At 39.4% G+C, this 14,243-nt stretch carries 2 protein-coding genes; both read right to left on the reverse strand.

Translation table 11 applies throughout. From position 1 onward, the window contains the following. Positions 1–2: 2 nt before the first annotated feature. Positions 3–10,769, reverse strand: coding sequence for a non-ribosomal peptide synthetase (locus BRLA_RS11530; RefSeq protein ID WP_003337612.1), 10,767 nt, complete (start codon positions 10,767–10,769; stop codon positions 3–5). A gap of 98 nt (positions 10,770–10,867) precedes the next feature. Further along, positions 10,868–14,095 carry a non-ribosomal peptide synthetase gene (locus BRLA_RS11535; RefSeq protein WP_003337613.1) on the reverse strand — a complete coding sequence of 1,076 codons (3,228 nt, stop codon included), beginning with the start codon at positions 14,093–14,095 and terminating at the stop codon, positions 10,868–10,870. Between the last annotated feature and the right edge of the window lie 148 nt (positions 14,096–14,243).

Genomic DNA, 14,243 nt, shown 5'->3' on the forward strand with positions numbered 1-14,243 from the left:
TATTAAATGAGCTCAAGTATGTTTTCTAAATCCTCAAATGAAAGATCATCATCGCCCAAATCACTTGGGGTTAATTCTCCTCCTTCCTTGGACATGCAATGCTCAATGATTAGCAACAAATACTTTTTATAGGTTTCTGCTAATGTGGCAATTGTCTCTTCCTTGTATTGGAGCTTATTGTATCCAATACTAATTTGCAATTTTCGTCCTTCAACAACAGATGAAATATCTAATAAAAATGGTCTTTCAGATTCTGGACTAAACAAATTGCCTGTATTGGTTTGCGAAAGTGCAAATACACCGTCTTTTCCATCAGAATCAAATTGCCCTAAATAATTAAAGCTGACCTCTGGTTGTAAACCAAACGATAGGGAAGGTCGCAACTCCTTAATCGTTAGATAACGCAGGATGTCATATCCGACCCCTTTCTTTGGAATATGCCGCAGGTTTTCTTTTACAAGCTTAATTTGAAGCGAAATGTCCTCCGACTCGTCCAAATCTAATACAACTGGATATTGGGAGGTGAACCAGCCTACGGTTCTAGAAATATTCATATCATTTCCAATATCCTCGCGTCCGTGTCCCTCTAGGTTAATAATCACTTGATTGGTATGAGCCCAGTCTTTAAAGGCTAATCCTACCGCAGTCAGTAAAATATCATTAACTTCCGTGTGATACGCATGATTTACATTTCTTAATAGATTCTCTGTTTGTTCGCTCGTAAGCTCAGTTTTAAGAAGATGGGTGTTCTTCTGCGTATTTTCTACTTCGTTAAAGTCTCTTGGGAGCATCGTCATCTTTGCTGTTTTCTCTAGATTCTCCCAGTACTCCATTTCTTTGATGATTGTTTCACTATTGGCATACTTTTGCATTTGAATAGCCCAGTCTTTCACTGAATCTGTTTTATCCGGCAAGGTAATGTCCTGATGTAAAAGTGCCTGCGAATAAGCGGTAGAAAAGTCTTCGAACAAAATTCTCCACGATACACCATCAATCACTAAATGATGGATAACAATCAGCAAATAATCTCCTGTGCCTGTTTGAAAAATCGCTACTTTCACCAATGGACCTTCTGTAAGATCAATACTGCTTTGAATCTCATTGGCTAACTCCAAGATTTTATTGTCTACATTGATTTCTTCTTCCAAATCAAACCTGTAAAGATCAAATAAATGATTCTCAATGCCCCGATTCCATTGAATGATTTTATTATTTTGACGTTTATACACCATACGTAGGGCATCGTGATGTTCTACTATTTTTTGGAATGCGAGTGCTACTGCCTCTTGATCAAAGCCTTTTTCTCTGTGTAGCATAACGGCTTGATTCCATTGATGCATACCCGTAAATTGATTTGTGAAGAACCAACTCTGGATCGGCGTGAGATCTATTTCTCCTTCTACTACACCCTGATCGCTTTTTTTACGGCTAGGTGTGACATAAGAAATGACATGCTCGATGGCTGGATTTTGGAACAAATCTTTCATTTCTAATTTCCAACCAGCAGTAGTCAGACGAGTCAGCACTTGAATGGCCTTAATTGAGTCTCCGCCTAATTCAAAGAAATTGTCTCGAATTCCAATTTTCTCTATACCTAAAACGTCTTGCCAAATCTCTGTTACCAATTGCTCTAATTCGTTTCGAGGAGCGTCGTATGCTTTTTTTGTATCAGAATTTTTATTTGGTTCAGGCAATGCTCTGCGGTCAATCTTATCGTTTGGTGTCAGCGGCATTTTAGCGAGCTGTACAACATAGGATGGAATCATATAGCTGGGCAAATCATCTGCTAGATATCCCCTTATCTCGGCTACAGACAATGCTTCGTCAGAAACCAAGTAGGCACATAAATAAGATTGTCCTTGCTCATCCTCACGCGCTAATACTGCTGCCTCTTTGATCTGATGATGCAATAACAGAAGACTTTCGATCTCACCAAGCTCTACTCGATGTCCACGTATCTTCACCTGATGATCGATTCTACCAAGATACTCGATGGTACCATCGGGAAGCCATCGTGCTAAATCCCCCGTTTTGTACATTTTTTGACTTGGGTTAAAAGGATTCGCAACAAATTTCTCAGCAGTTAGTTCTGGTCGGTTCCAATATCCTCTGGCTAGACCTACACCTGCTACACACATTTCTCCTGCTATACCAATGCCCTGTAGCTGATGGCGCTGATTTAGAATATAGACTTGTGCATTTTGAACAGGAGCACCTATCGGAACAGACTGAGCTATGCTTGATCTTTCAGAGGCTTTCCAGTACGTAGCACAAATAGATGTTTCAGTAGGGCCATACCCATTGATATAGGTTACCTTGTCTTTCCATTTATCGACCAGGCCAAACGATGTAGCAGAACCTGCCGTGATCAGTATTCGTAATGTAGAAAGATGTTCTGGATGAAGATGGATAGCATACGTTGGCGGTAAGGTAAGAACTGAAATCCTTTGTTGGTTCAGAAATTCCTCGAATTTGACAAAATCGTTAATGGTGTCCCTTGAAATGATAACGAGCCTTGCCCCGGTTACTAAAGCCATGAACATTTCCCAAACAGAGGCATCAAATGACTGGCTGGCAAACTGACCGATATGATCTTTTTTAGTTACGCCCAAATTCTCCTCAAAGAACGTTTTTAAATTTGCTATTCCGGTGTGCTCTAACATAACTCCTTTTGGTTTCCCTGTCGTACCAGAGGTATAAATTACATACGCTAAATCGGTTGGTTGACTGATAGAAACTAGATTGGTAGGAGCAATGGTAGCTGGTAGCTGCGTGGAGACATTGATAAATTCTGCATCTGAATCTACACCGTTCATCAAATGAGGCTGTGCAAGCACCCATCTCGTCCGACTATCTTCTAGCATGTACCGTATCCGATCCTTTGGATAATCTGGGTCGATTGGTAAGAAGGCCGCGCCTGATTTTAAAATCGCTAAGGTACCTATCACCATGTCTAGAGACCGTTCAACCATGATGCCCACTAATTGATTGGGTTGTACGCCCTTTTCTCGGAGTAGCCTTGCAAGCTGATTCGCTTTAGCGTTTAATTCCTGATACGTCAATTGGACCTGTTCATTAACAACAGCTATTTCATGCGGATGCTTTTCTACTTGCTCTTCAAACAATTGATGAATCGTTTGATCTGATGAGAACACGGCTGAATTGTCATTAAATTGGACTAGCAACAGTTGTTTTTCCTCTTCCGTTAGCATGTCAATATCAGACAAAGTAACCTCTGTGTTAGCAATAATGGTCCGTATAATTTGCAGGAAATGGCCTGCCATTCTCTCAACAGTCTTATGGGTAAATAGCTTTGTACTATACTCAATGCGGAATACAATCTCGTCTTGTCCTTCCGTCATATGAAACGCCATATCAAATTTTGATACTCCTAGGGTATCCCCTTGTTCATATGGGCGCATCACAAGCTGATCAAAGACTCTTGTTTCCACATCGCCATTTTGAAGAATAAACATCGTATCAAAAAGTGGATTTCTGCTTGGGTCTCTTTCCAAATGCAATTTTTCTACGAGCTCATCAAATGGATAATCCTGATTTTCGTAGGCTTGTAGGGCATTCTGTCTTACTTCTTTAAGAAAATCTTGAAAGGTTTTATTCCCTACCGGCTTATTTCTCATCGCCAGTGTATTAACAAACATCCCAACCATATTTTCTACATCAGCATGTGACCGACCAGCAATAGGGGTACCAACAATAATATCCTCCTGCTCAGAATACTTGGAGAGTAGAACATTATACGCTGCTAACAAAACCATATAACGCGTTGTACCTGCCCGAGCCGCTACCTTTTGCAGACCATCAAATATCTCTTTTCCCGTTCTCATCATGAACTGATCGCCATCGAAGCTTTTTACGGCTGGTCTGGTATAATCTGTCGGTACATTCACTACAGGTATCTCGCCAGCAAACCTGTTCAACCAATATTCTTCTTGTTTTTTTATGGCATCCGTTAAGAAAAATTCATTTTGCCAAGAAGAGAAGTCTTTATACGTTATAGGCAGTTGAGGAAGCTGTTTGCCCTCATAAATATCAGCAATCTCTCTCAGAATTATTCCAATCGAAGTACCATCTGAAGCAATATGGTGAACATCGAACAGGAACAAATGTCGTTCCTCTTCTAGCTTGACGAGACGGCTCCTACATAATGGGGAGACAACAAGATCAAATGGCCTTACAAACGATTGGAAAATTTCACTTATTTCCTGTTGTTGGGCTTGCATATACTCCATGTCAAACTCTACATGCTCCTGAATGCTCTGAACGATTTGATCTTGCACCACCCGATAGCTAGTTCTCAGGCTCTCATGCCGATTCATTACTTCTTGCAATGCCCGTTTGAAGCGATCCTTATCTAAAGCTCCTTCAATTACCATCATTCCGGGCATATTGTAGCTAATGCCTGTCCCCTCAAGCTGATGAAGAACGTACATCCGTTTCTGAGCTGACGATACGGGGTAGTATTCTTGGCGCGAAACAATTGGGATAGGCGTGTAGAGCTGTTTTTCAGATAAAGAGATATACTCTGAAAGAGCTTCAATTATTTGAGCTTCAAAAAAGATTTGTAAAGATAGCTCAATTTGGAATGCTTTATGGACTTGTGTGATCACCGACATTGCTTTGAGTGAGTCACCACCTAATTCAAAGAAATTATCCCTTATACCTATCTTTTCAATCCCTAAAACAGCTTGCCACATATCTACTAGTGATTCCTCTATCTTGTTTCGTGGGGCATCAAATGATTTTCCTGAATCCTGATTTTTATCAGGCTCGGGTAAAGCCCTACGATCAATCTTATCGTTTGGAGTTAACGGCATTTTATCTAGTTGCACAAAATAGGACGGGATCATATAGTTTGGCAATTCATTTGCTACATACTCCCTTACCTCAGTTACCGTGACTTGTTCCTTTGAAACGATATAAGCACATAAATATGATTGTCCTTGATGGTCATCACGTGCTAGAACAACAGCCTCTCGTATGGCAGGATGCTGTAATAAAAGACTCTCGATTTCACCTAGCTCTACTCGATGTCCACGTATTTTGACTTGATGGTCCATTCTCCCCAAGTATTCAATGTTTCCATCAGGTAGCCATTTTGCTAAATCTCCGGTTTTATACATTTTTTCGCCGGGTATAAATGGGTTATCCACAAATTTTTCAGCAGTTAGTTCTGGTCGATTCCAATATCCTCTCGCAAGCCCTACCCCACTAACGCACATCTCGCCTACCTCGCCAATACCCTGAAGCTGTAGATATTGATCTACGATATAAACGTGAGCGTTTTGCATAGGAATACCAATCGGAACTGATGTTCTTTCACTCTCTGCTTCTGCCTTCCAATATGTCGCGCAAACAGAGGTTTCAGTGGGACCGTATCCATTGATGTAGTTCACCTTATCCTTCCATTTATCCACTAAGCCAAATGAGGTAGCAGACCCTGCAGTGATAAGAGTACGTAGAGTAGGTAAATGTTTTGGTTCAAGATGAATGGCATAGGTTGGTGGTAAAGTAAGTATGCTAACTCCTTTGCAAGTAATATAATCTTCGAATCTCATAAAATCGGAAATCTTCTCTTTGGAAATGATTGCTAGTCTAGCACCTGTAGTTAGAGCCATGAACATTTCCCAAACAGAAGCATCAAATGAATGGCTAGCAAATTGGCCAATGCAATCCTGTTCACTGATGCCTAGGCTATTTTCAAAAAATGCTTGAAGGTTGGCTATACCAGTATGCTCTAGCATAACTCCTTTTGGTTTCCCTGTTGTACCTGACGTATAAATCACATATGCTAAATCAGTTGGTTGGCTGTTAGGAGGAAGGTTAGTGCTAGCGAAACCAGCTAAAATAGGTTCCGAGACATTAATATACGCAGCATCGCATGCAACCTTATTCATCAAGTGTGGTTGAGCAATCACCCATTTTGCCTGACTATCCTCAAGCATGTAGCGGATACGATCTTCTGGATATTCAGGGTCAATTGGTAGGAAAGCTGCTCCTGATTTTAAAATCGCTAACGTGCCTATCACCATATCAAATGATCGTTCAACCATAATGCCAACTAGTTGATTAGGCCGAACCCCTTTTTGGCATAGTAATCTCGCAAGCCGATTTGCTTTTTCATTTACTTCTTGATAGGTCAACTGATCCTGCTCGAAAATAACAGCCACCCCAGTAGATCGCCTTTCTACCTGGTGTTCAAATAGTTGTTGGATCGTATGCTCCGAAGAAAATACAGCTTGCGTATCATTAAATTGCTTGATCACTTTCTGTTTCTCGTCTTCTGTTAACATATCGATGTCAGACAGGCTAATCTCTGAATTCTGCACTACTGTACGGATGATTTGAAGCCAATGACCTGCCATTCTTTCTATTGTTTCTTTCTTATATAAACTCGTGGAGTACTCTAGGCAGCACTTCAATGTATTGTTACCTTCACTTACCTCTAAAGAGACATCAAATTTAGCGTGCTTTCCTTTTGGAACATATGGCGTACATTTTAGTTCGTCTAATTCAAAAATGGTATGCTCCGTGTTTTGCAGAATAAACATGGTATCAAACAAGGGATTTCGACTTAAATCCCTCGGGAGCTTTATTTTTTCTACCAGAAGCTCAAACGGATAATCAGCATGTTCAAAGGCAAGCAAAGCATTATTTTTTACGTCCGCTAGAAACTTAGAGAATGTTTTGCTTCCTACAGGCTTATTTCTCATCACCAATGTATTGACAAACATGCCTAACAGACTTTTCGTATCTGCATGTGATCTTCCCGCTATTGGCGTTCCTATCATAACCTCTTCTTGATCTGAATATTTTGAAACCAGCACATTATAAATCGCTAGTAAAACCATGTAGAGAGTTGTTTGCGTCTCTTGAGCAATTCGATACAAGCCATCTACTAGCTCCTTTTCCATTTCAAAAGAGTAGCGATCACCTTCAAAGCTTTGAATCATAGGCCTTGGATAATCTGTCGGTAAATTCAAAGGTGCTACTTCTCCTGAAAATCCAGTCAACCAGAACTCTTCTTGCTTGTGAAAAGCTTCCGTTTGGAAGAAGTCCTTTTCCCACACAGCATAATCCTTATATTGGATTCGTTGCTCAGGAAGTGTTTCAGCTTGATATAATTTGGTTAATTCATGTATAAAGATATTTGCAGATACACCATCTGAAATAATATGATGCATATCCACAAGTAAATAATGGCGCTCTTCCGTCACCTTAACTAAACCTACTCGTATTAACGGAGCTGATTCAAGAGGGAACGGCTGAATAAATTGCTCAATCATGAGGTCAATATGCTCTTCTTTTGACTCCAAAAACATTACTTTCATGTTGACAGTTGGATTCACTCGTTGGACAGACTCGCCATTTACGGTATGAAAAGAAGACCGTAGAATTTCATGGCGATCCACTAATCTCTCAACTGCCCATTCAAGACGTTTATATTGTAGAGGGCCCTCTATCATCATGACGGTTGGAATATTGTATCCCGTACCTTCCTTTGAGAGCTGGTGTAAAATAATCATACGCTTTTGTGCAGATGATACTGGATAAAATTCCCTGACTGAAACTGGTGGTATAGAAATATACCTCTCGTCTACCTCTTTACCGCCATTTTCCAAGTATCTAGCAATGGCTTGGATCGTTGGAGTTTTAAACAATATTTGTAACGGAAGATCAATCCCACACTCTTTCTGGATGAGAGAGATAAGACTCATTGCCTTTAAAGAATGGCCGCCGAGTGAAAAGAACTGATCATGGACGCCAATCCTGGGAACACCTAGTACACCCTGCCAAATAATAGCTAGCTTTTGTTCTAATTCAGTGGATGGAGCCACATAGGCTACATCTGCTCCAATCGTTCCCTCAGGTTTTGGCAAGGATCTTCTATCAATTTTTCCGTTAGGAGTTAGAGGAATTTTGTCTACTGACACAAAGAATGAAGGAACCATATAGTCAGGAAGAGTTTTCCCCATATAGTTGCGCAGATCCATAATACTTACTTTTTTGCTTAAAACAAGATATGCGACTATATGCTTTGTCAGTTTTTCATCCATTTGATCCATGACAACTGCTTCTTTAATATCCTTATGATTGAGCAGGTGGGACTCGATTTCGCCAAGCTCGATCCGATGACCGCGTATTTTTACTTGCTGATCGATTCGACCTAAATATTCAATATTGCCGTCTGGCAACCAACGGGCTAAATCTCCCGTTCGATACATCCTTTCCTTTGGTTTAAAAGGATTGGTACTAAATTTTTCAGCAGTCAGCTCCGAATTGTGAATATATCCTCGGCCTACATTGGCACCTGATATAAATAATTCCCCTGCGATACCGTGTGGCTGTAGCTTCTTTTCTTTATCTAAAATATAAACGCCAGTGTTTGAGATTGGTTTACCAATCGACGGGATTTCAGGAATCTCATGGTTAGGATCAATCGTATAGGTTGTTACAACATGGGTTTCTGAAGGGCCATAATGATTATGCAAATATACCTGATTGTTACGTAAATATCGCTTCAGCTCATGGGTCACTACTAATTGCTCACCGGCTGTAATGATATGTTTCACACAAGTTGGAAATATCTTAGAAAAGCTTTTATCGTTAAAAATGAATTTTAAAAAGGCGCCAGGCAGTGATAAAATACTTATTTTTTCCCGTTCAATAAAAGTGAACAGCTTCTCTACATTACGTCTGGTATCTTCGGTAATGAGATACAGCTCTCCCCCACTTAATAGTGTAGAGAATATTTCCTGATAGCATACATCAAAACTACAAGTCGTATATTGTAATACCTTTTCCTTATATGCAATATTGGTTGTTGCAAAGGTAAATTGCATTAAGTTAACCATATTCTTATGCTCTAGCATTACCCCTTTTGGTTTACCTGTTGTTCCAGATGTGTAGATAATATAAAACAGGTCATGAGAGGAATTCAGGTTTGCAACATCGTCCATGCTTTCTGACCAAATGCTACTAGCTTGGATATCTACTGTTTCTATTGAAGAAGGGTTTTTATGCATGAGATGTTGCTGTGTCAGAAGGATTTGCACGCCGCTATGCTCCAGCGTATAGCTAATTCTTTCGGCTGGATATGCAGGATCAATCGGTACAAATGCTCCTCCCGCCTTTAGAATTCCTAGTATACCGATCATCATCTCTATCGAGCGATCCATTATAAGTCCGACAAGCCGATCTGGACCAATTCCCTTGTTTCTCAAAAATCGAGCTAATTGGTTTGATTTTGCATCTAGCTGTCTATATGTGAGGCGTTTATTTTCCAAAACAACAGCAATCTGATCAGGGGTTTTCTCTACTTGTTCTGCAAACAACTCATGAATGGTCTTATCTGGATACGGAGTCTCTGTGTCGTTTAACTCAACAACTACTTGCTGATATTCCTCCTGCGTAAGCATCGTAATATCCTTTACAGCCACATTTGGATTATTTGCCACGCATGCTGCTATTTGCTTCAAATGTCCTTCCATTTTTTTTATAAACGCTGTAGTAAAAACGAAAGCATTATAATCTAATCGAACATGAAGTTCTTCTCTTGGCTGAACCATAATGGTTAAATCATAATTGGTTGGCTCAAACATTTCGACCGAAAGAATCGAAAAACCAATCTTTTGCATGATACTGTTCTTTTTCAATTCTTCCACTAATGGATAATTTTCAATAACAACAATATGATCAAACAGGTTTTGTTTTAATTCAGAATGATTTTGAATCTCGTACAGAGGAACATGTTCGTATTGTTGGAAGCTTAGCGTTCTTTGATGAACATCTTTTACTACTTCACAAAAGGCTTGCTCTGCACTTGTTTGAACGCGGAAAGGAAGAGTATTAATGAATAAACCAACCATTCTCTCGATTCCTTGTAAATCAGTTGGACGACCCGACACAACTGAGCCGAAAATTACATCGTTTGACGAATTATACCTTTGCAGTGCTAGTCCCCAAATGGTTTGAAAAATAACAGGTAGGGTCACCTGATTATTTTTAGCGATTTGCTGTAACTGCTGCGTTAGCACACGATCAAATGAAAAATGATATTGCTTTGGCAAAAACGCTGTCTTTTCTCCAGAAGAACCTTTTTTCGGCAATACAGCCTGATGCTCATAATCTTTTATATATTCCGCCCAATACTGAAGCGATGTCTCTTGATCTTGTTTCTCCAACCATGCAATAAAGGTGCTGTATGCTTGTACTGGTTGTAGTGACAAAGGCTTATTTTCGACTAAAGAATCATACATCTGGATGAGTTCATCAAAAATAATACTGAAGCACCAGCCATCCATAATAATATGATGAAAGCTCCAAATGACCTGATACTCATTTTCCTTCATTTGTAGGATGATCACTCTCATGAGTGGATCTTTGGTTATATGAAACGTAGCTTCTTGGTCTTTTCTTTTCATTTGATCCGCTTGTTCCATTTTTGTCCACTCGTCAAAGGAACTCAAATCATGAAATTGAATGGGAATGGCGCGTTCCTTCAAAACGACTTGGACTGGCTTTTTCATTTTCTCATGCAAAAACGTTGTTCGAAATACGTCATATCTGGATACCAGCATTTGTAAACTTTTTGCAAACAAATCAACATCCATTTTTCCTTGAATGTGGATCGTCATCTGTACCAAATGAGAGTTATTATCCCCGTTTAGTAAGGAATGAAACAGCATCCCTTCTTGCATAGGAGATAGTATATACATATCCTGAACCAGTTCTCTCCTAAAAGTACTCACCCAGCATTCCTCATTTCTATTTTTTACTTTTATTAAAAAAATAATAGCAGGAAAGTGTAAGTACACCTCGTTTCATTCGTCACCTATCCTTCTAAGGATTACTTCATGGATTCTTCTAGTAACCCAAAAATATCGTCCACATCTTCCAGTTCAAGACCTTTTATACTAAAATCACTGGGTGTACGTTCAGTTTCCTCCTTCTCCATACAGTGTCTAATCAAGCGTAGAAGGTGATATTTGTATTTATCGCCAAGCTGTTTAATCGACTCTTCCTTATATTGTTGGTCACTATATGAAAAAGATAGATTCATCCTGCCTTTCTCAATCACCCCAGTGATATGTAAAACCATATTGCTTTCCATTTCCGGACTGATATTGTTCTTCCCATCCGCACCAAGAGAATTTCCCTGACTATATGGTGAACGGGTAAAACCTTGACCCTCCAGATCAGAATCGAATTGTCCCAGATAATTGAAAGTAATCGAAGGTTGAAGAGAAAAGGAAAGAGAAGTGTTTATTTCTTTTGCAGTTTTATATTTTAAGATTTCATAACCGATCCCTTTGTTCGGAATCTTCCGCAAATTCTCTTTAACACTCTTTATGTGATAAGACAAATCATCTGATTTATCCATCTTTACTAGAACAGGATATTGGCAAGTAAACCAGCCTACTGTTCGTGCTATATTAGCTTGTTCGATAATATCCTCTCGTCCATGCCCCTCTACATTTATGAGGATTTGATCTACTTTAGCCCATTCCAGAAGTGCAAGACTTAACCCGGATAGTAAAATATCATTTATTTCTGTTTGATAAGCATGATTCACGTTTTTTAATAAATGTCCCGTGTCTTCCACTGACAATTCCATTTTCATATGCTGGATACTATTTTGTTTGACTAAGGAATTCTCAAAATCTTTGGGGAGAGGGGTAGGTTTTGCAATAGATTCGAGCGCTTGCCAATAAGGAATTTCATGTAAAAGCTCCTTACTAGTAGCATATTTCTCAATTTCCAAGGACCACTCCTGAAATGAATCCGTTTTTTCTGGTAAAGCTATCTCTTTTGATTCCAACACTTGCGCATAAGCTGTACTAATATCTTCAAATAATATTCGCCAGGAAATACCATCTACTATCAAATGATGAATAGCAATAAATAAATGGTCACCCTTTTGGGTATGAAATAATCCAAGCTTTACTAATGGGCCTTCATTTAGATTTATTTGGCTGTGTAAACGATAGGATTCCTCATAGATAGCTTGCTGTACATCTTGATTAGATCTTAGGTCGAATGTGAAAAAGTCGTATAGTGGACCTGTTTTCCCTCGATTGATCTGTTTAATCCTTCCATTTACTCGCTTATATACCATCCGAAGAGCATCATGATGCTCAATCATTTTGTCAAATACCTTTCGGATGAGTACCTCGTCAATTCCATTCGGGTGAGAAAGCACATATGATTGGTTATAATGATGCATGTTAGTAAATTGTTGATCAAAGAACCATTGCTGAATAGGAGTTAATCCTACTTCTCCCTCGACAATGCCTTGCTCACTCTTTTTACTTGTTTGCTTTAAAAGGGGGACAATTTCTGTAATGGTTGGATGCTTGAGCAAATCCTTTGTTTCAAGCTTTAGCTGATAGGCATACAATCGAGCAGCTACTTGGATCGCTTTAATTGAATCTCCTCCAAGAGCGTAAAAGTTATCATGAATACCAACTCTGTTATTCCCTAATACACTCTGCCAAATCTCTGCAAGGATGGCTTCTATTTCAGTAGTCGGTGCTTCAAATTCTGTTGTATCAAGTAGAGAGGCATGTGGTTCAGGCAGGGCTTTTCGATCAATTTTATCATTCGGAGTTAGTGGCATCTTATCCAAGCGTACAAAATAGGAAGGAATCATATATACGGGTAGGTCTTTTGCAACATGCTCTCTTAGTTCAGCAGGTGAGACTTGCTCTGTTTCGACAAAATAGGCGCATAAATAGGCTTGTTCCAGCTCATCTTTCTTAGCAATGACAGCGGCTTCTCTAATCTTGTGATACCGTAATAAAACAGTTTCTACTTCTCCCAATTCCACTCGGTGTCCCCTAATTTTTACTTGATGATCCATACGTCCTATATACTCAATGGTCCCGTCTGAACGCCACTTCGCCAAATCCCCTGTTTTGTACATTTTTTCACCGGGTAGATACGGATGAGTAATAAATTTCTCGGAAGTTAATTCTGGACGATTCCAATAGCCTCTTGCTAGTCCAATCCCACTGATACATAGTTCACCCGTTTCTCCAAAAGGTACTTCTTCTAAATTTGGATTGAGAATATAAATCTGTGTATTTTGAATAGGTGAACCAATGGGGACTGCCTGCTGCCCTGCGTCTTCTGTTTTTGCTATCCAGGTGGAAGCACAAATGCTCGATTCGGTTGGACCATATGCATTCATGTAGGTTACTCTATCTTTCCATTTATTCACTAGGGGAAAAGAGGTGGCTGAACCTGCTGTGATGAGTTTACGCAAATATAAAATGCGCTCTGGGTTCAAATGAATAAGATACGTGGGTGGCAGTGTGATAATCGAAATTTTATGCTGGTTCATAAATGTTTCAAAGCTTACAAAATCGTTTATCGTATCCTTAGAAATCATATATAAGCTAGCACCTGTTAGCAATGCCATAAAGAACTCTGATACAGATGCATCAAAGGAGATGCTGGCAAATTGCCCGACTCGGTCGTTTGGTGTAATTTCAAGTATTTTTTGAAAGTAATCGATTAGGTTTACAATACCTTTATGCTCCAGCATGGTTCCCTTTGGACTTCCTGTTGTACCAGATGTATAAATTACATAAGCTAAATCGGTATTCTTGCAGTCCAAATTAAGATTTAATTCCGCTTGCATCATAATTGCTGGATCTTCAAAAGTAATAACTTGACCTTGGAAATCAGCTTCGCGGATAAGACCAACAAGAGCATGCTGGGTTAAAACTATTTTGGTTTGACTATCTTTTAGCATGTATTGAATTCTCTCTTGCGGGTATTCAACGTCGATCGGGACATATGCCCCACCAGCTTTTAAAATCGCTAGAATGCTAATAACCATTTCTATCGATCGATCCATGAAAATACCAACTATTTGATCAGTCTGAACGCCTTTTTCAATCAATAATCGTGCGAGTTGATTTGCTTTGGAGTTAAGCTCTTGATAGGTAAGCTTTTCTTGTTCTAGGATAATGGCAGGATTGTCTGGGTTTTTTTCAGCTTGACTTTCAAAAAGCTGATGAATTGTCTTGTCAGATAGATAGGGTGTTGTGAGCGAATGACTGTGTATCATCACAGTTTAACCTCCTATGCTCGAAAAATATACAAATACTTCTTTTTCATATATTCGTGCCAATGATATTCAGCACCTAACACCCCCTTCTATTCGTAGATTTTACTCTGTGGGACTTCACTTTTTATGAAAGCAGAACAAAAGGAAT

Origin of the sequence: Brevibacillus laterosporus LMG 15441, from assembly GCF_000219535.2 — a bacterium.
GTDB lineage: Bacteria > Bacillota > Bacilli > Brevibacillales > Brevibacillaceae > Brevibacillus_B > Brevibacillus_B halotolerans.